Origin of the sequence: Maribellus sediminis, from assembly GCF_011799805.1 — a bacterium.
Classification (GTDB): domain Bacteria; phylum Bacteroidota; class Bacteroidia; order Bacteroidales; family Prolixibacteraceae; genus Draconibacterium; species Draconibacterium sediminis_A.
This window is the reverse complement of record NZ_WXUB01000002.1, coordinates 174474-196321: the sequence shown is the minus strand read 5'-3', so window position 1 is coordinate 196321 and position 21848 is coordinate 174474. Positions and strand designations below refer to the sequence as shown.

Here is a 21848-nt window from a genome sequence, read left to right as displayed (position 1 = left end):
CTATTTATCGTATTAATACTTTCGAAACGGCCTCACTATTAAGATTTTTTGCCTTTACCAGGTAGATACCATTGGGCACATCATTCATTTGGATGGAATTGGTGTTAACAGCGTGTTTAATCAAATTTCCCATAATGGAATAAACACGTACATCAGCAGGTTCTGAAATTCGAATTTTTTTGTTGAAGCTATAGATTTTCAACTCCTCTTTATCTACTACATTAACTGATGTAGGTGGTGTGTACGTACCATATACTTTTAAGTCGTGAATACGAGGAACCTGACCTCCAGCCTCACCAAAACGCAGCATCACATTCTCAGCATAGATGCCATCTTCCCACGTCATTCCATAGGCAGACGGCTGGCAGTTATAACCGTTGGAAGTTTTTTCAAGCGTCATTACATCTTTGGTAAAACTATATCCCCAAAGTCCCCCTGCAGGTTGATACCTCAAGGTATCCCACGAGTTTCCGTCATCCAACGAGAATTCGAGCATTACGCCACGCTTGTTTCCTCCACAACTCGAATGCGTCCATTGAATTACTTCAACAAATTCCAATTCTCTCAAATCAACAACAAAGCTACCACGCACTGTTGGCAGGTATTCACCCGATGCACCGTAATCCCTGCTTATCTCAACAAAACCATTGCTAACGTTAGCTGTTTGGCCGCCACCATCTTTAAAAGCCCAGGCAGTCTTCCATTCTGGTGCAAAAGCACACTGGTCGAAATAGTATTTAATCTTACCGGATGTAGAACCGAGAATGGGTGTCTCCGTTGTGTCATTTTTATAACCGTATATAACGGTTGTACCATCAGTATCGTAATAGTTATTACTGTTTCCCATATCGGTAGTACTATCCGAATGATAAAAGGTGAATCCGCTAAAGTCTTCGTTCAAAACAAGTGGTTCTCCTGCCCCCAGACTTCCCCAAGGAACTCCGGTACCCATATTGAGCTGAGCATTGGCTGAAATACCAATACCAACAACTAAAGCGATAATTAAAGTAAAAATCTTTTCTTTCATAGTCTTATATTTTAATTAGTTATTGATTGTTTATCTACGCGTTTTTTTCTATTCAGTTCTCTTATCTGCCCGTTTTAACTTTAACCAGCCATAATACGTAAGGCTGTCATCCACCGGCTTTTCGTTAACAAGGTAACTTGTAACAATCCCTACTATCATCAGTACAATATGACTGTAAACTCCAATCATATATTTATGTTGATGAAAATTTAGCCTACCGAGGTCGAGCAACAAAATTTTATTTTCGCCAAGACCCATTGGTGTTGATGATAACAAGGCATAAAGTGTAAATAATATACTGGCTGCGATTCCCGCATAAATACCTTTCTTCCCGGCTTTTCTACTAAAAATGCCGAGGAGAAACATACCTGCAATTCCGCCCGAGAAAATGGCGTACAGGGTAAAAATGATTCCCAGCACTCCTTGTCCTCCGGCAGCCACATAGAACAGGGCAACAGCAATGGCACCAACACCAGCAAACAAGGTAAATAAGCGACTTAATACTAATTGTTTCGCTTCCGGAGTCTCCGGTTTCCATCTCAGGTAATAATCCTCGAGACAAATTGCTGACAGACAGTTAAGATCGGAATCGAGACTGGAAAATGCAGCCGCGATAAGCGCTGACAAGATCAATCCTACTACTCCAACTGGTAGATTCGACATAATAAAATGCGGAAAGACCTGATCGCCGATAATATCGTCGGGTAAGCCACCCATAATTTTATAATAACTAAATAGCGCCGTACCAATAAACATGAATAAAGCCCAAACCGGAACACTCAACAACACGCCAATCAACGAAGCTTTTACTGCTTCCTTATCGTTTTTTGCAGCAAGGTAGCGCTGAACAATTGTTTGGTCGGTTCCGTATTTTTGGATGGCATAAAAGATTCCGTTAAGTGCCATTACCCAGAATGTCAGCCGCACAAATTCAAAGTCGAACGGACCAAATCCGATTCGCCCGTTTTCCATAGCTACATTCCAAATTGCCGATGGTCCTCCGTCAACAGAGAAAAGCAAAATCCCAAGCGAGATTAAACCTCCAACTATCAATAAAAATCCCTGTATCACGTCGAGCCATATAACAGCCTCCATTCCTCCTATCATGGTGATGAGTACCACAATTACTCCAATCACCAATATTATAACAACCGTATTTATACCGGTCATCCCGTTCAAAGTAACTGCAACCAGATAAAAAACCGTCCCCATTTTTGCAAAATGATTGAGGACAAATCCAAGTGAAGCGTACAAACGGGCAAAAAATCCAAATCGTCGTTCGAAATATTCATAGGCACTCAATCGGATCACTTTTCGGAAAAGAGGCACAATAATACCAACAATAAACACCAGCACAAGCGGTACCATCAGTCCCTGAACTAAACGAATCCAATTAGATGAATAACCTTCACCCGGATAAGCCAGAAAAGTAACGGCGCTGATCAATGTTGCTAAAATTGACATTCCAATCGCCCACGATGGAATTTTTCCACCCGCCTTAAAATAATTGCCAGTATCTTTTTGCCGTTTCGAAAAGTATAATCCTACTCCTATTGTGAGGACAAAAGTGGCAATGATAATGATCCAGTCGATGATATGTATTGATGTATTGTTCATCAGGTTTGTTCAAGTTCTTCGTTATCGGTTAAATTTAGCATTACATTATCGGGCCAGGGGTAACTCCCGGGTTTTGTGGTGATCGTAAGCCCCGGATACTTGCTGGTTGAAAGCTGTATGATTCCCGGGTATAATAATTTCGTAGGGAAAAGCTTTACAATTTCAAGTGTCCTCAAAATTTCCGAAGTAGTTGCCCCTCCTTCCATAAGCAAATCGGTAAGTTCGGTAGTTTCAGCAACTGTTTTTACCATCTCGGCAATATTTTTACGAATTCTGGCCGACAGACGATCTTCATTACTATAATCCTGCTCAATAGTAACTATCACCTTCTTTCCGCCTTCGAGCTCAGCAACAATCTGATTGGCCCAAACCAGTATAAGCTCCGGACTAAAATCCCGGTTTCCGTATATTTCATCGGGCATGTTCAGCCTCACGGTTTCTTCTTTCTTAATCCCCATCGGCAGGTTTTGATCTTTGGGAAATTTGCTACCAAAAATGAACAGTGTTTTATTGCCAAGTTCGAGACAGCCCCGACAATCACTTATATTTTCGTGGTGATTTTTACTCAATAAAACATCGAAAAAACCGGCCCCGCCTGCCACCATTGTATTTTCATCGAGTTGATCCGCCCAATATTCCATTTCTTCCTGGTTCTTTACATCACCAATAATTATGCCTTTCTCAGGTAATTCTGAATTCACAGGTATGGAGTAAACGCTTATATCGGTCGACTTGACAATATCTAAAACATTGGAAGATTGTAATGGAAAATCTGGATCCTCAGAGAATGAAGTATTTTCAAGTAGAATATTATCCACGAGGTACTTGCCATTTTCTATTGTTCTTCCGAATGAAGGATTTCCTGCTATTAAAATAGCCCGACTCTTACCCATTGCCTTTAATTGTGCTTCGATCTCGATAGCAATATTGCCCCGCAAAACCGAATCCAGCTTTTTAAATATGTATTTTGGATTTTTTACCTGTAACTGGGTGGTAATCTTTTCGATTTCTTTTGAGGCTTCTTTCGCAGAAAGTGAGCGGGTATCTGCAGCAATAATCCAAAGATCAACCGAAACGTTGTTTTCAAACTTAGTTTCGATGACCACATTGAGCCCGTACTTTAATCCAACCCCTCCAATCTCGGCGGCTCCTGTAAAATCATCTGCAATTATTGCAATCATTTAGCAATTCTTCTTTTTATATTATTTGTTCCTTGTCAGTTTTACTGCATATTGAACTGCGTTCAACAATGCATCGGGACTGGCTATTCCTTTTCCGGCTATTTCGAAAGCGGTTCCATGATCAACCGATGTGCGGATGATCGGGAGCCCCAAAGTGATGTTCACACCGTTCACGCTTTTCATTTTCCCTTTTTCCTGGTCCCAGTGAAAACCGGTCAGTTTAAACGGAATATGCCCCTGGTCGTGATACATGGCCACACACCCGTCGAACCGGCCACCGCTGGCTAGTGCAAATAAAGTATCGGGTGGTACCGGCCCTGTTACATCAATCCTTTTGCTACGGGCTTCTTTAATGGCCGGACTTATTTCGTTGATCTCCTCGTCGCCAAACAATCCTTCGTCGCCTGCATGCGGATTTAATCCGGCTACACCAATTCTCGGATTCAAAATTCCAAGTCGTTTCAGACCTGCATTCATGATCTCAATCACTTCAAGCACACGCGCTTTTTTTACCAGGTCGCAAGCTTTGCGCAACGAAACATGTGTGCTCACGTGAATTACTTTAATAGCATCGTCGGCAAGCAACATGGCATATTTTGGCGTATTCGTGTATTCGGCATAAATTTCGGTGTGTCCCGAAAAATGATGACCTGCCTCGTTAATAGCTTTTTTATGAATAGGATTTGTAACCGTCCCGTCAACTTCGCCACTTTTTGCCAGTTCGATAGCTTTTACAACCGAGTGAAAAGCAAGATTGCCGGCAGTCGCTGAAATTTCACCAAAATGAATGGGTTGTCCAGGTTCCAGATCAATATCCAAAACCTCCATTACTCCCGGTTCGAAAGTGGCAGTTTTAACGCTTTCAATCTTTTTAACCAGCAAAGCGTTTTCTGAAAACTGAAGTGCCTGCTCCATAATGGCCGTATTGCCCACAAGTATCGGGCGACACAAGTTATGAAGTTCAGGATTTTCGAATGTTTTTATGGCGATTTCCGGACCGATACCGGCCGGATCTCCCATCGTGATTGCTAAAATTGGTTTAGTACCGTTCATATATTTTCCTGTTAAGCCAGGTTCAGTATTTTATTTTCCATTTCATCCAGGTAAGCTTTCAATTCTGCTTCTTCCATTTGTAACATTGGCGGCATTACCTGCGTTCCGCACAATCCTTTTAACGACATCAGTGCTTTAAGTGCAGGAATGGCTTCTGTTACAGTTCGGCCACTTTGGTTGTAAGCCGAAACTTTGTCGGTGAGTCCCTGAATTCTTTCAGCTTCAACAAAATCGTTATTTTTTGCAGCTTCATATAATCCCGCATACAATTCAGGAATGAGGTTGGCCGCACTCGGGACGATTCCATTGGCTCCACGTTTTAATCCGAAAGCCGACATAGCCGCCCAACCTACCAAAAATAAAAAGTCCTCGCGCGAAGCCCATCTTTCCAGCGATTCTTCCAAGCGGGTCTGGTTGTTTTCCGAATCCTTAATACCGACTATATTCGGATGATGGCTCATCGTTTCCACCACATCAAGCGAGATAGAATGATGTGTAGTTGCCGGGATGTTGTATAAAAACAAAGGCAAGGTTACACTGTCAGCCAGTTTTTCGAACCACTTCAGAGCATGTTTCGCTTCGATGGGATAATAGTTGGGAGCCAGAGCAACAAGTGCATTAACTCCCATATCGGTATATCGTTTTGCTTCGTCGATGGTTTGCAGAATGGAGTTACCGGCCAGACCTGCAAATAAAGGTGCTCTCCCATCCACTGCATCAACTGCTTCCTTAACCAGCGTAGTTTTCTGACTGGGTGAAAGCGACGCTACCTCCCCGGTTGTACCCAAAACAAATGGCAGCACTTTGGCATCAATAAATGAATTGATGATTTTTCCTACCGCTTTTTTATCGATGGAATAATCAGCATTAACCGGTGTTACCATAGGCACAATTACACCTTCATATTTTTTCAAATCGCTCTTCATCACTTTGCTTTCGTATAAATATCAATGGCATCCTGCAGTTTCACCTCGCGTACGTTGTTTTTTAGTAAGCGCTGAATTTTTAGTGCCGAATGCGCCATTTCCTCAATTTCATTTTCGCCAATATTCAAGTCGGACAAACTTCCTGGAATTTTAAAATCCCGAATCATTTCACGAATCAACTGAATTCCCGCCAAAGCCGTTTCTTTATCGTTGCCTTCGTCGTCAACACCCAATGCTAAGGCTACATTGGCATATTTCTCTTCCGCAGCTTCCAGGTTATATTCCAACACAAAAGGCAGCAACATGGCATTCGACACACCATGTGCAATCTTATAGTTGCTTCCGAGTGGGTAGGCCAAGGCATGCACGGCTCCTGTATTTACCGGCCCCAGACACATTCCTCCATACATACTTCCCAGGGCTACCTTCTCGCGTGCTTTTACATCGTTACCGTTTTCGAAAGCTGTTTTTAAGTTTTGTCCGATCAGCCTTATGCCTTCAAAAGCCAGCAAATCGTTAATCGGATTTGCTAAACGGTTCGCATAAGCTTCAATGCAATGCGTTAAAGCATCGAGACCGGTAGAAGCTGTAACGGCAGGCGGCACACTAATGGTCAACATCGGATCGATGTATGCTGCATCGGGAACAAGTTGCGGATCGATAACTCCAACCTTGCCTCCGGTTTCAGGATCGAAAAAAATGGCATTTGGCGAAACTTCGCTTCCGGTACCAGAAGTAGTAGGAAGGCATATCAGTTGCGTATTCCGGTTTAGTTTCTTATTTCCCTTTAAAAACTCTTCAATTTTTACTTCGTTTCCGGTAGTCGCAGCAATCAGCTTTGCAGCATCAAGCACACTTCCTCCTCCTATTCCAACAACCGCATCCGGATTAAACTGATCGACTTTTGCCAACAGTTTTTTATAATCGTCGAACGAAGGTTCTTGTCTGATATCGGTATTGACTGCAACTTCGCAACCTGAATTACGAATTTGTGCAAAACCCGATTCAACCTGCTCCAGGATTTCGGAAACGGTTAAAATAAAAATGCGTTTTGCACCCGATGTAATAATATCGGCAACAAAGGAAGAGAAGCTATCAGCCCCAAAAACCAGCTTTGATGGATTATATATCGATATGATAGGCCCCATAAGTAAAGTTCGAACAAATTAGTTTTATATATCAGACTGTAAAAATAGAAAAAAAAGTGCAAAATAATGTAAACGATTACATTATTTATTTTCGCTATTAACAAAGTATTTAAATTACCAAATATGAACTTCGGTGTAAACGTTTTTCTATATAGCACTGAGAATAATACACCTTTATCATAAAAGCCGCATCAAGCCTTTAAACCTGACAAAAAGAGACAAAAAAAAGGTGGAGCAAAGCCCCACCTTATATTAGGATTACAACTTGTTCTTATTTCATAACATTGAATTTTCCTTTGTGCACTTCGTCACCAATCTGAAGAACGTAAATGTACATTCCGTCATTCATCTCGCCGGTACGAATTTGAATTTCATGCTGGCCTTCGGGTAGGAATGATGGGGTTTCAACTCTCATTTTCTGTCCAACTAGGTTGTAAACCGACAGGTTCACATCATCCATTCTGTCCATTGAGAAACGTAAAGTTGCCATTTCTCTTGCTGGGTTGGGATAGAATACTACATCGCTGGCGAATTCAATTTCTGGCTTAATACCAACAGTTGTTCCGGCTCCCAGTACCCACTGAATAGAACGGTCGAGCAACATAAAGAAGTCGCTGGTTGATGCATCCAATCCCTTGGCGTTTGCGGCAAAAATCACTATACGATTCATATTAACCTGTCCTGAAGCACCAAGCAATGTTCCTCTTGGAACAGCCCACATCATTGGAGCTGTGATTTCCGAATTGGTATTTTGTCCTAATGCGATCGCTCCCGGAACATCTGTGGCCAGGGCAAGACCCCAGGCATAAATATTGCCACTTGGATCGGCAGTTGATAAGGATACAACCTGATCCATTGCAAGTTCCTCAGTAATGTAATGCGAATTGTTGAGGATTTTCATATCCATATTCTGAACAGCAGCTCTGCTTTCCTGGAAATAATCTCTTGTACTAATCCATCCCCACTTGTCATCTCTAACACCAAATCCTTCCATTGAAACTAATGGAATTGGATAATTATCGTCTTTTCCAAAAGGAACTACTCTGCTCGAGCTACAAGATTCACCAATCACAAGTGCCTGGTACGAAGAATAATCGTAACCGGCAACCAGATCGTTATCATCAACATACATTACATTGTATCCTGCACCTGTCAGGTAATCAACAGCGAGTGAATCACTTGGCTCCATTGCTTCAGGAGTACCGGCACCGGCATATAACAGATAAACAGTAGTATCTTCATATACCCAACGTGGATCGCCCAATTTTTTGTTAGCGATATCCATATCTGAGAAATTGAAGTTACCAGCTGTCGGAGCTATCCAAAGATCCATTGAAGTTACATCAAATGTATGTGTCGGCACACCTGGAATAGTATCTCCTGAATATGCAAAATCACTTGTTGCATACACGTCTTTAAGGGATATGGGTGTCGACACAAGACCTTCTTTTCCTTTAATACCATAATCATCTTCACCGCTCAGGTTCCAGCCGTGACCAAGGATAGATTTTTGAATTGACAATCCTCCAAAAATATTATTTTTCCCATCTCCTCCTCTATATCTTAATAGTTGACGACCTTTCTCCGGAACTTCAAATAAAGTACAGTGATCAATAACCAATGAATTAGAATTGTTTCTGCTTACAATAAAATAAACAAAACGCGAGAATGTTGAGTTCGTAATCATGATGTTATTCACTGCACCACCATCCTTATCCATGGTTAACAGACCATAATTATTTATACTGTCCATTACGCAGTCCGACACCATGAAATTTTCGATAGTTGATGGATTATCTTTTATTCGCGCAATACCACGCAAAGCTTTTATTTTACATGATTCGATTACAAAGTCACCAATATTACTTTGTTTACTAATGTTGATCAGATAATCACTGTCAAATTCACCAGTTACGTGTAAGTTTCTGAAAACTAAATACCCAACAGACGCATTTTCTACCATATCAAAGTTTGAATCACTAAAGATATGAGGCATATCGGCTGCATCAGGATTGCTGCTTGTAATTACCATTGACTTATCGAAAGAATATCCGCCAACATTATAGGTTTTCCCCGGAGCGAGCAGCACCTGTGCACTATCTGGTACCCCCGAAAGAGTATCTGCAAGACTATACCCGTCCTCAACACCAGTTAAATCAATAATAGTAGAACCATTACCAACTACATGAGCCTGATAGGTAACACGAACAGTAGATTCTATCTCAATGTTTGAAAAATAACTTTTAGATTGCGGAAGCACCTCAAACGAAAACATTACATCAAAATCCTCAGCCATTTCAGGAGCAGCAATGGTAATTTTCTGCTCTGACCATGTCTGAGTTCCCATGTCAAAAGCTGCAGGTGTAAATGTATAAGGAACCTCAACCGTATAGTTACCACTACCGTCATTGGCCATTATACCCAAAGTGTCAGGAAAAGTTAGCACTTTGTTCATTTTATCACCTGTATTATTTTTATAAAGTTTATCGGTTATTGTCATCGGAGCAACACGACCTTTCAATTTAAGAGGAATAGAAACCATAGTATTTTCTCCAATAACACCTTCAAATGGTGCATCAGCATTTCCGAAAGTTCCTCCGTCCTGACCACCTGCGGGTTCAATCCATGCAGGAGCAGCAAAAGAAACAGTCATGTTATCAAATACAACTACAGGATCATAAACACCTTCTGCAATTTCTGTATTCGTACCTTCGGTTCCAATAAAAATATGAACCTCGCTTTGATTGCTAAAATCAGAAAGTTCAAGGCCGGTTAGTTCGGCAAGTTTAATATGTTTCAGGCCACTTCCTGTAGTATAGATATTCTCAATAGTTGTATCGATATCACTAAAATCAACACGCAAATAATAAGTTGCAGTTGAATCCGTATTTCCCGGATCGTAAGTCCACATATCAAACTCGAAATCAGATGTCAGTACCTGACCTGCCCATCTGAAAACAAACTCGTTATCCAGTTTTTTGTAAATACCGGGGTGCACACCGTATGCCTGGTTGTTTGGGTCGCCATCTACATCAAAAACACAGGCAGAATAGTTATTGAGTGTGTTATCACCAGCCTTATCAGTTCCGGCATAAACTTCTTCCCACTTCGCAAGAATTGCCTGCAAAGAATCGACACTCGCTACGTGGTTGGGATTTTCATTGCTACGAAACCGTCCTGAAGCTCTTACTTTAAAATCTTCGTTCGGATTCAATGTTGGAGCACCGGCAGTATCTGATGCATAAACCCACGCTGCAATACCTCTACCTGTACGAGCTTTTTTCATATCAAACTCAACGGTTGAATCATTTACCTGGGTCCACGAACTGGCGGGCACAACAGTAGTATTAAAATCGATGGTAAAAACCGCAGTTGCGGTCTCGGCGTCTTTAACAAAAGATTGTCCGATTGTAGGATAATTCTCTGGTTTTGCCTGACCATTTGCAAAGCCTGCAATGATAACCATGCAAGCCATCAAAAGAATCTTAAAAGTAGAATTTCTCATAGGTATAATTTTTAGTTTCACAATAAAATTTAATCTGATTTGCTATTTGTTTACGTTTTTCTCTTTTATCACCCTATATTACAGATCATTACACTAGCGAAATAACCTACTAAATGATAACGTTTACATTTTTGGAGACATAAAATTCTGTCTGAACTATTACGCATTTAGGCCGAGCTACGTTTCATTAATTCGGTATTTAAAATCATTTGAATACTCGAGCGATCGGGCTCATTTATCCGTTGGATTAACAATTCACCGGCTCTTCTTCCGATCTCGCGCGCCGGTTGACGCACCGCAGTTAACGGAGGATTGAGTGAGCTGGCCCAAAACATATCATCGAATCCGAGGATGGCAACATCATCAGGTATTCTTAAATTCTTTTTATGAATGACTTCGAGTGCGCCCAGTGTAATCAGGTTATTACCAGTAAAAATAGCATCAGGAGGCTCGGGTAATGCGAGCAGTTCTTCACACAGTTTTATTCCACTGGGCAATTTCGAATCGCCGTTTTTGATTAACTCATCGATTACCGGCAAGCCATTGTCGATCAATGCATTTCTATATCCTTTCTCCCTTAAAACGCTCGACGGAATCGATAACAAACCCGTAATGTGAGCAATTCGCTTATAACCCGACTTTGCCAAAAAATCCACGGCATTGTAAGCACCGGTTTCATTATCTATCAATACAACGTCGACATCGATTCCGGAAAGCCCTCGATCGACACAAACTACCGGCAAACCGTCTTTTACCATTTTTTTTAGCTGAACATCTTCTTCGCTGGCTGGCGCCGCAATCAAACCATCAATCGCTTCCGACTGCAATATTTCAAGGTAAAGCTTCTCCTTTTTTTCATCCTGACCAAAATTGCACATGATAAGCGCATAATTATTATTGTAAGCTACTTCTTCAATGCCTTCCAATACTTCAACATAAAAAGGATTCTGAATATCAGGAATTAGAACACCCAGCAAATTGCTCGAAACACTTTTCGACCGCAAACGCTTGGCAACTCTACTGGGTTGATATTTAAGTTCTTTGATTGCTTTAAGGATGCGAGCGCGGGTGGCTTCGTTTACTTTGCCATTATTATTGAGTACACGCGAAACCGTGGCTATTGAAACCCCGGCGCGTTTTGCTACATCATCCATACTGGCCATAAGACAAAGTTTTAATTTAGTTTTACCGTTCAATTCAGTGCAGCTAATGTAAACGTTTTCACTCAAAAATAAAAACGATTCACATTATTTTATTTTAATATTTCGCGAAAGCACATGCCTTCCTCTCAAACAAAACTCTGTAATAAAGGAACTTGAAGTTAATTTCGATATATTTCAGAAAATACTATTCTTTAAAAAAGAAAATTCTGTGAAGTGCCTTTTCTGAAAGATTACAAAGAATAACTATGGTAACGTTTACATTATCAAAAATCTTCTTAATTTTGAGGTTCTGACAATCCGGTAAAGAAATGAGGCAAACCTTATTATATATTGTATTTCTGCTGATTCCACTATGCTGGAGTTGCGTAAAATCGGACACAGAACCGGATGCTAATGCGCTGAATAGCTTACCTTACAGTTATTTTGTTGATCCAATCAATGAATTCCGTTCACACCCGTTTTATTCCATTAATGATTCGCTGACCGAGGAAGAAATAGCTTGGCAGATTAAAGATTTTAAAAATGCAGGATTTGGTGGATTTTACCTGCACAGTCGCTCGGGACTGATCACCGATTTTTTGGGCGATGACTGGTGGAAAGTGATGCAGGCCGCTGTCGACGCCGCCAACGAATCCTGTTTGCGTTGCATGTTTTACGACGAGGACAAATGGCCGAGCGGTTATGCCGGTGGTATTATTCCGCGTATGAGCAAAGACTACCGGGCAAAATGCCTGGCTAAACTTGATAAAAAAACGAAGCTACCCGCTGGTGCTGAAATAATTGCCAGCGACAGTCTATACAATTATGTATTGTATACCGCGCAGTTTGGCTACGATATTTTTAATGGCACTTGTTATGTCGATTTGTTCAATCCTGAAGCGGTTCAGGCATTTATCGATGTTTCTTACCGTCCTTATTCGGAGAAATACCGCTCACAGATCACCACTTACACCCCCGCCATATTTTCTGATGAACCCCACGTTCATGCCCGGTACTTCGATCGAAATACACCCAACCTGGGAACACTCTCCTACTCGCCCTGGCTCGAAAAAAAGTTTAAAGAATTATACGGTTACGATCTGAAAACCAAACTGCCGCTTTTATACGAAGAGAAGGATAACTGGCGTGAAGTTCGGATGCAGTATTACCGGGCCAAAGCACTCCTGTTCGAAGAAAGCTATACCAAACAACTAAGCGATTTTTGTGCCGCCAACAACATGGATTACACCGGCCATTACCTGGCTGAAGATGTGCTTCAAAAAGTACGTGACCGTGCGGCCAACACCATGTTGCACTACCGCACCATGCAGCAGCCCGGAATGGATATGCTGGGACTGTCCATCGATAACAAACTGATCACAGCCCGAAATCTGAGTAGCGTTGCCAACCAGTTCGGAAAACAAAAAAGGCTGAGCGAACTGTTTGGAATCAGCGGGCAGAACATGAATTTCGAAGACCGAAAATGGCTGGCAGGATGGCACAGTATCCTGGGCGTGAACCACTTTTGCCCGCATCTTACTTTATACAGTATGAAAGGCCACCGTAAAAGAGATTATCCGCCAACTTTTTCGTACCAGCAGCCATACTGGAACTACAACAAAAAAATAGAAGATTACCTGGGGCGCATTGCATACGCCGCTTCCATCGGAAAATACCAGCCTCAATTACTGGTGATTAGTCCGCTGGAAAGTGAATACATCAAAAGTAACAGCGAAGGTGAATTTACTTCGGGAATGTTAAAAGTGCTTGAAATGCTGCAGGCGCATCATTACGATTACGATATTGGTGACGAACAAATTATGGCCGACACAGCTTTTGTTGATGGCGAAAACCTGGTTATCGGCGAAATGAACTATCAGCACATTTTGCTTCCCGATATGATCTCGATCAGGCAGAGTACGATCGATCTTATAAAAGAATTGCAATTGAAAGGTGGACTCGTATTTAACACCGGCCGGTTTCCTGAGTTTGTTGATGGCAAAGCGGATCGGGAGCAACTCGATGCCTTGAAAAATACGATAATTGATTTATCCGAAGATAATCCTGGGACCACTTTAGAAAAGTATGTTAATCCGCAAGTTCTTGTTTCGGGCGATGGATCAGATAAAATTTGGGTGCAAACCCGCGTCGTTCCCAACGGAACTTTAATTCAGCTGGCCAACACCTCACATACCCGAGCCATTCGTTTTAAAATGAGTAGCACTTTATTAACCAAAGAAATTGTTTTATGGGATCCATCGGCAGTAAAATGCTACAAACTTGAAGCCGGATCAAATGAAATATTCACGCTGGAATTGCCGGCTTCCTCTAACTTCTGGATTACTTCAAGCAACTTGAGTAAAGAAGCTGTAATTTGTGGAACATATCAATTGCCCAACCCGGGCAAAGACGACATTATTTTGGACAATAACTGGACAGGTCATCGCCTGTCGCCAAATGCGTTAACACTTGATTTCGCAAGCTATTCCACAAATGGTAAAGTTTTCAGTAACCCTGAACCTGTAATCGGTATTTTTAACCGGCTGGCCGACCAAAATTATTCGGGCAAACTGATTCTTGATTATTCAGTTGACATTGAAGCAGTACCTGCAAACTGCAAACTGGTTGTTGAACAACCCAGGATGTTCAGTGAAATTAAAGTGAACGGAGAAAAATATTCGTTTAGCGACGAAGGCTTCTATATCGATCACACCTTCCGCTCGTCGGATATTTCAGGATTGCTTAAACAAGGACAAAATTCAATTCAGTTCAGGCTGAATTTTGAAGCGCCACAACCTTTGAGCGACGATCCGAAATCGCGTTACGGAACCGAAATTGAAAGCATTTACCTGACTGGTGATTTTGCAGTATTTGGCAACAACGAAGAAATCACAAACAATACACAACGAAACGGTACCGGAGATTTTCAGGAAAGACCGGTTTATTCGTTTACTTCGTTTAGCATTGGCAAAGAAAAAGACAGTTTTAGTGGCGAATTAACCAAATCCGGTTATCCTTTTTATGCCGGAGCCTTCGAGTTGTCACAAAACGTGAATATCGATCCGCTGGAACCGAATAAAAACTATTTTCTTGAACTGCCCAATTGCGAAGCCATTGCAAGCGTTGTGAAAATTAACGGACAGGCTGTTGACTCACTGGTTTGGTCGCCGTTTAAAACCGACATTACAGAATACCTGGTCGAAGGTGAAAACCGGGTCAGTTTAGTTCTGGTTAACTCGCTTCGAAACCTGCTGGGGCCACACCATCATAAAGAAGGTGAGTTGGTTAAAGTTGGCCCCAACAGTTTTACGGGTGCCGGCGGATTCCCCGATGGACGGGGCAAAAAAGACTGGTACGACATCCGAAAAACATATGGCGATAATCCTATTTGGACCGACCAATATTATAACATTCCGTTTGGCTTAATCGAATCGGCCAAAATAACAAGCATTGAAAGCAATTAACATCATGATAAAAAAAGTCAACTTAATAGTTATAGCAAGTCTTATCGTACTACTCTTTTCATGTAAACCGGCACAAAAACCGGCTCCGGAAAAGTGGAGCGTAAAAATGGCAGATGCAGTGATGCAACGCTACGATACACTCGCATTTTACAATGGCCGCACGCGGGCAGGCTGGTCGTACGATGTGTTCTTTTTAGGAGGTGCCATCGACATGCTTGGCGAAATTGATCCCAAATATTCAGCCTACCTGAAAACCTCCATCGACATGCTGGTCGACAGTAGTGGCAACATCGAACGATACGATATGGGAAAATACAATATCGACCTGATTCGCCCGGCGACAAACCTGCTCACCCTGGCACAACGGTCCGACGATCAGCGTTACAAAAAGGCCATTCCGCAGTTCGTTGAGCAGTTGGAAAAACACCCGAAAACTCACTCGGGTGGTTACTGGCACAAACAGGTTTACCCCTGGCAGATTTGGCTCGACGGTGTATACATGGGTCTTCCCTTTCTGGCAGAGTACGCCAAAGAATACAAGCAACCGCAGTGGTTTGATGTAGTGACACACGATATAGAGCTGGTTTACGAAAAAACACGTGATCCGGAAACCGGGCTGTTGTACCATGCCTGGGACGAAAGTAAAGAGCAAAAATGGGCCGATCCTGAAACCGGTCAATCGCCACACTTTTGGAGCCGTGCAATGGGTTGGTATGTAATGGCCATCGTTGATGTGCTGGACTACCTGCCTGAAGATCACCCACAACGAAACGAATTAATTAACATTCTGCAAGAAACCTGCGATGCTTTAATAAAAGTGCGCGATCCGAAAACAGGTGTCTGGTACCAGGTGCTCGACCGGGCAGGAGATGAAGGCAATTACCCTGAAGGATCGGGAACGGCGATGTACATTTATGCTTTTGCCAAAGGAGCAAAAAAAGGCTACCTCGATAAATCGTACCTCGATGTGGCAAACAGTGCTTTCGACGATATGGTAAAAACTTTCATTATAACCGATAAAGACGGACTGCCCAGCATGATCAATATTTGCGGAAGCTGCGGACTGGGCGGAAATCCATACCGCGACGGTTCGTACGACTATTACATCGGCGAAAAAATTGTTAAAAACGATTGCAAAGGTGTTGCTCCCTTTATACTTGCAGCCATCGAACTCAACCAATAGATCAGGAAATGAATTACAACTTCTTGTTCAGTAAAGGATTGCTGACTAGTCTTATGCTTCTTGTTGCTATAAATCTTTTTGCTGAAAGCAGGAAAGTTTTGATCAATGAATTCATGGCAAGCAACTCGGCTACCCTCGCCGATGAAGACGGGGACTTTTCGGACTGGATCGAACTTTACAATCCGGGTGATGAAGCAATAAATCTGAAAAACTGGTACCTGACCGATAAAGCAGATAACCTTCCGAAATGGGATTTTCCATCCATTACTCTTGGTGCCGGCGAATACTTAGTGGTTTTTGCCTCTGAAAAAAAACGTAACGATCCAAACAGCGCGTTACATACTAACTTCAAACTTTCCGCTTCAGGCGAATTTCTGGCTTTGGTTGAAGCTGACGGAACCACAATTTCGCATTCTTATGGCCAGCAATTTCCACCTCAACAACAGGATATTTCTTATGGGCTTTTCCAGGGGCAAAGCGTATTTTTTGATCATCCCACTCCAGGTATCCAAAATGAATTAGGCGATTTGGTCCGGGAACCACAATTTAGCCACACTCGAGGATTTTACAATTCACCTTTTTCGGTCTCACTTTCAATAGTGGGGAATGCAAAAATTTACTATACGACCAACGGCATACGGCCAGATGCCGGCAGCGGAACATTGTACACAGGACCAGTGCCCATTTCTACTACTACCCCATTAAGTGCCGTGGCTATTAGCGAAACTGGAGTAGCCAGTCAAATCGTTTCCCACACCTATCTTTTTATTGACGATATTGTGAAGCAACCCAATAACCCCGATGGATATCCCGCAACCTGGGGGCCCTTAAAATTCAAGTCCGAAAATGCCCCAGCCGATTACGAAATGGATCCTGAAATTTGCAAGAGTACCAACTACAAAGATTTGATGGATGATGCGCTAACAGCCATTCCTAGTCTTTCTGTTGTTACAAATCCCGGGTACTTATTTTCGCACGAGCTGGACCAGGAAACAGGTGGAATTTATATTTACACTGGCAATACCGGGCAGGGATTTGCCGGTAAAGACTGGGAGCGACCGGCTTCGGTTGAATATTACGACCCCGCCACACAAAAGCAGTTTCAGGTAAATTGCGGTTTGCGGCTACATGGCGGAAACAGTAGAATACCCGACAACAGCGCTAAACATTCCTTTCGCTTGTCCTTCAGAAGCATTTATGGTCCTTCGAAACTAAACTATCAACTTTTTGATGACGAAACGGCAAGCGACGAGTTCAATGCGCTGGTTCTTCGTGCCGGATACAATTATTCGTACATGACCAATGTGCCAAATTCGCGCAAAAATGCACAATTTCTTCGCGATCCTTTTGCAAAAGACACACAACGGGCCATTGGCCAGGTTTCTGCCCACCAGAAGTTTGTTCACCTGTACATCAATGGTTTGTATTGGGGCTTGTATAATATTTCGGATAAAATAACCAACGATTTTATGGAGTCGTACTTAGGCGGGAATGAAGATGATTACGATGTGATAAGTGACCATGGAAATGTGGTAGATGGTTTTTGGACTTCGTGGACGAAGCTTTACAACCAGGCAAAAGCCGGTTTGGCGAGTAATACCAACTACCAAAAAGTACAAGGTAGAAATCCTGATGGAAGCATAAATTCAAGCTACGACAACTTGCTCGACGTTGAAAACCTGATTGGTTACATGCAATTCAATATGTATATTGGAAACGTCGACTGGGACCACAATAATTGGATTGCTGCCCGAAACAGAGTGACCAACAATGTCGGATTTCGTTTTTTTGCCTGGGATTCTGAAACCTCATTAACTAATTTGAATACAAATATTGTAGACGAAAACAACGAGGAAAATCCGAGCTGGTTTTATCATCTCATGCAAGGAAATGAAGATTTTCGGGTGTTGTTTGCCGATCATCTGCAAAAGAACTTTTTTAACGGTGGTCCTTTAACTCCCGAAGCGTGTATTGAAAGATACACAAAACTTGCCGATGAAATTGATTTGGCTATTATTGCTGAAACTGCGCGTTGGGGAGATTACAGAAAAGATGTATTTCCTTCTGACAACGAGCGAATTTTGTACACCAGAAACAAGCATTGGCTGATACAAAAAGAATTTTTGCTAAACAATTATTTCCCTTACCGAACCGATATCGTTGTTCAGCAATTTCGAGATATTGGTTTGTTCCCGAACATTGAAGCGCCGATTTTTAGCGAGGAAGGCGGAGAAAAAACGGCGGCTATAAATCTGGCAATGTCAAGTAACTATGGTGACATTTATTTTACCACGGATGGTTCTGATCCACGGGAACAAATTTCCTCAAACGTTGGATCTTCAGCAAACCTGTTCTCCGCCAATGTTTACCTTGCTTCAAACGTAACGGTAAAAGCGAGAGCGAAATCGGGCAACGAGTGGTCGCCAATTACAGAAGCTACATACAATTTCGATAAGGTTACCGCCACAAACGATTTAGAAAATATTGTTGGAATAGATTTTAACATTTATCCGAATCCTTTTTCGGTTTCAGCAACTATAAAGTTGAATCTGCCCCATGAGGGAGAAATTCAGCTGGATGCATACACTATTGATGGCCGATTGGTTGAAACTATCTTTCAAGGATCTGTACCTCAGGGTGCAACTACCTTAAACTGGACACCTCCACCGCACGAAAGAGGAGTTTTTATTTGTAAAATCAGATATGAAAACCGCTATTACTTCGGAAAAATAATCAGAAACTAAAAGCTATAATGAAAATAAACGTATTGAAATATGCAATTCTTCTTGTCCTTATTCTGAACACCACTCACCTTTTTGCCCAAAGCGGGAAAGTAATTATTTCTGAATTCATGGCCATCAATTCAATGACGCTTGCGGATGAAGATGGCGACTATTCCGACTGGATTGAATTGTATAACCCCGGCGAAACTGATATTAATCTCGAAGGCTGGTTCCTGACCGACAAAGCTGATAACCTCATGAAGTGGAAAATTCCATCTGTTGTTTTAAAAAGGAATGAATACCTGGTGATTTTTGCTTCGGAAAAAAAACGGAATGATCCGGCCAATAACCTGCATACCAATTTCAAGCTTTCGGGTTCGGGCGAATTCCTCGCCATCTGCGAACCGGACAGCTCAATTTCTTTTTCCTATAGTCCGATGTTCCCGGCTCAACGCAACGATGTTTCATACGGGCTTTACCAAAATCAATATGTCTTTTTTTCGACGCCGACACCCGGGGCCGAAAATGTACCGAGTAGTTTACCTTTTTCACCGAGCTTCAGCGTAAAAAGAGGTTTTTATACCACACCAGTCGATGTAGCATTATCCTCCCCGGTAAGTGGATCGATCTATTACACCCTTGATGGTACAAGGCCTAACAAAACCACGGGAACGTTGTATTCCACACCAATTCATGTCGAAAAAACAACACCGCTAAGTGCGGTAGTCATCAACGATTCTGACGAAAGCAGCGAGATTGTAACAAACACCTACTGGTTTATCGAAGATATACTCAAGCAGCCGGTGCTTCCTGAAGGCTATCCTGCCGACTGGAAAATGGACATTTCTTCAACAAGCATCAAACCTGATTATGAAATGGATCCGGAAGTGTGCGAAGGAACGGACTACAAAAATCAAATGGAAGAAGCGCTCACATCAATTCCATCAATAAGCATTGTTACCACCAAGGACTATTTATTTTCGAGTGCTAATAATGCCACCACCGGCGGTATTTATATTTACACCGGAAAACCAAACGCAACCGGAAAAGACTGGGTTCGTCCAACATCGGTTGAATATTACGACCCCAAAACAGGCAAAGAATTCCAGCTAAATTGTCGCTTAAAACTGCACGGTGGCAACAGCCGAAATCCTTCAAACAGTCTGAAGCACGGTTTCGAATTTAAATTCAGTTCTTCGTACGGCCCTTCCAAACTCAATTTTAATTTATTCGATGAAGAAGATGCCACCAACGAATTTAACTCGCTGGTACTGCGTGCCGGTTACAATTATTCCTGGGCACTAATGAGCACGTTCTACAGCAGTCATATAGAAGGCCGCGAGAAAGCCCAGTATTTACAGGATCCCTGGACAAAAACCACCCAGCTTGAAATGGGAAACCTTTCGGGACACGAGCGCTTTGCTCACCTCTACATTAATGGACTATACTGGGGATTGTACAACGTTGCCGAAGAATATACCAACGACTTTGCCGAAGAGTACCTGAAAGGAAAGGAAGAAGACTTTGATATTATCAAAGAAAAACAGGAAGTTTCTTCAGGAACGATTACGGCATTTAATGCGCTGGTCAGTCAGATGACCTCTGCTTTGTCTGATAATTCGAATTATCAGAAAATTCAAGGTAAAAATGCGGATGGTAGCGTGAATGCTTCCTATCAGAATCTGCTGGAAGTAGAAAACTACATCGATTACATGTTGCTAAATTACTACATCGGCAATAAGGACTGGAACAAAAATAACTGGGTGATGATGCGTAACCGCAATTCAAACGAAGAAGGGTTCCGGTTTTTATGCTGGGATGCCGAAACCAGCATGACCGATCCGGAAGTAAACATTGTACGTGAAGAAATGGATGCCAAAAATCCGGCGTGGTTTATTCAGTTCCTTATGGGCAACAAAGATTTCAAAGTGCTTTTTGCCGACCGGGTAAAACGGCATATGCAGGATGAAGGCGGAGCATTGACTCCATCAGCAGTTGCTGAACGTTACAACAGGCTGGCTGATGAAATTGATATGCCAATTATTGGCGAATCGGCACGTTGGGGCGATTGCAACATTGCCAATCAACTGTACACAAAAAACGACAACTGGCTGCCTCGAAAAGAGGAACTGCTTAGTAATTATTTCCCGGTGAGAACGGATATCGTAATACAGCAGCTAAAAGATAAAGGTTATCTGAACAGTCTGGATGCACCGGTTTTCAGTCATGCAGGGGGAGAATGGCCCTCGGCAATCAACCTGAACATGGGCGCGGATATGGGCGAAATCTATTACACAACCGATGGCAGCGATCCACGTGAGCAGATTACTTCTGCAACATCAGCTTCTGCAGCATTGTACACCGGATCACTGCCGCTATCGTCAAGTGTAACCATTACAGCACGCACCAAGTCAGGCAACGAGTGGTCGGCTGTAACCACAGCCACCTACGATTTTGTAACCGGATTACCGGAATTGATCGAGCAGGAAACAGGACTTGCTGCTACCAACTATCCAAATCCTTTCAACCGCTCCACTACCATCGCCTATTCGCTTCCCAAAAGCAGCGAAGTGGAGATCGACGTGTATACAATCGACGGGCACTGGATAGACAAATTGTATTCAGGATATCAGTTTGAAGGTGAATACAGCGTTAACTGGAGCCCGCAATCCGACGTGACTGGAATGTTTATTTACAGGATTAAAGCCAACGAAGAAGTGCTGACCGGAAAAATGATCCGGAAGAAATAAGTTGTATTATTTGGGCAAAGGGATGGCATCCGTCGAGACAATTCGGAAACGGATGCCATCCTTTTTTATTTGTTTTTCTTTTTCCCTCTTCCAATTTCTTAATAAGGTAAAAATCAGACCTGATGGCGT

General features: G+C 42.3%; 12 protein-coding genes. 4 read left to right on the top strand and 8 right to left on the bottom strand.

The window, feature by feature from the left end; genetic code table 11:
* Window positions 1-4 precede the first annotated feature (4 nt).
* The 8 genes from HFD85_RS07545 to HFD85_RS07510 form a co-directional block, all read right to left on the bottom strand.
* The gene (locus HFD85_RS07545) at window positions 5-1027 is read right to left on the bottom strand and encodes a T9SS type A sorting domain-containing protein (protein WP_167607176.1); all 1023 of its coding nucleotides are present in this window, start codon (window positions 1025-1027) and stop codon (window positions 5-7) included.
* A gap of 48 nt (window positions 1028-1075) precedes the next feature.
* Window positions 1076-2644 (bottom strand): sodium:solute symporter family protein, encoded by a 1569-nt coding sequence (locus tag HFD85_RS07540; protein ID WP_167607174.1) that lies wholly within the window; start codon window positions 2642-2644, stop codon window positions 1076-1078.
* On the bottom strand, window positions 2644-3825 hold the full coding sequence (locus HFD85_RS07535; protein WP_167607171.1) for a four-carbon acid sugar kinase family protein: 1182 nt from the start codon (window positions 3823-3825) through the stop codon (window positions 2644-2646). Before HFD85_RS07535 ends, HFD85_RS07540 begins: the two co-directional genes overlap by 1 nt.
* A 21-nt stretch (window positions 3826-3846) precedes the next feature.
* Entirely contained in the window at window positions 3847-4878 is a 1032-nt protein-coding gene (pdxA, locus tag HFD85_RS07530; RefSeq protein ID WP_206081908.1) for a 4-hydroxythreonine-4-phosphate dehydrogenase PdxA, read from the bottom strand.
* Between the two features lie 11 nt (window positions 4879-4889).
* Entirely contained in the window at window positions 4890-5804 is a 915-nt protein-coding gene (locus HFD85_RS07525) for a dihydrodipicolinate synthase family protein (RefSeq protein WP_167607168.1), read from the bottom strand.
* The gene (locus tag HFD85_RS07520) at window positions 5804-6952 is read right to left on the bottom strand and encodes an iron-containing alcohol dehydrogenase (RefSeq protein ID WP_167607166.1); all 1149 of its coding nucleotides are present in this window, start codon (window positions 6950-6952) and stop codon (window positions 5804-5806) included. The genes HFD85_RS07525 and HFD85_RS07520 overlap by 1 nt, the downstream gene beginning before the upstream one ends.
* Window positions 6953-7223: 271 nt before the next feature.
* Entirely contained in the window at window positions 7224-10457 is a 3234-nt protein-coding gene (locus HFD85_RS07515; RefSeq protein WP_167607164.1) for a DUF4957 domain-containing protein, read from the bottom strand.
* 167 nt (window positions 10458-10624) lie between these two features.
* Window positions 10625-11620, bottom strand: a complete 996-nt coding sequence (locus HFD85_RS07510; protein ID WP_167607162.1) for a LacI family DNA-binding transcriptional regulator — start codon at window positions 11618-11620, stop codon at window positions 10625-10627.
* 308 nt (window positions 11621-11928) lie between these two features.
* Between HFD85_RS07510 and HFD85_RS07505 the strand changes: the two genes are divergently transcribed.
* From HFD85_RS07505 to HFD85_RS07490, 4 genes are read left to right on the top strand one after another with little or no spacing between them, the layout of a single operon-like run.
* Entirely contained in the window at window positions 11929-15063 is a 3135-nt protein-coding gene (locus HFD85_RS07505) for a glycosyl hydrolase (protein ID WP_167607160.1), read from the top strand.
* A gap of 4 nt (window positions 15064-15067) precedes the next feature.
* Entirely contained in the window at window positions 15068-16246 is a 1179-nt protein-coding gene (locus HFD85_RS07500) for a glycoside hydrolase family 88/105 protein (RefSeq protein ID WP_167607158.1), read from the top strand.
* Between the two features lie 8 nt (window positions 16247-16254).
* Entirely contained in the window at window positions 16255-18990 is a 2736-nt protein-coding gene (locus HFD85_RS07495) for a chitobiase/beta-hexosaminidase C-terminal domain-containing protein (RefSeq protein WP_167607156.1), read from the top strand.
* An 8-nt stretch (window positions 18991-18998) separates the two neighbouring features.
* A complete protein-coding gene (locus HFD85_RS07490) occupies window positions 18999-21719 on the top strand; it encodes a chitobiase/beta-hexosaminidase C-terminal domain-containing protein (RefSeq protein ID WP_167607154.1) in 2721 nt (906 codons plus the stop codon).
* Window positions 21720-21848: the final 129 nt, after the last annotated feature.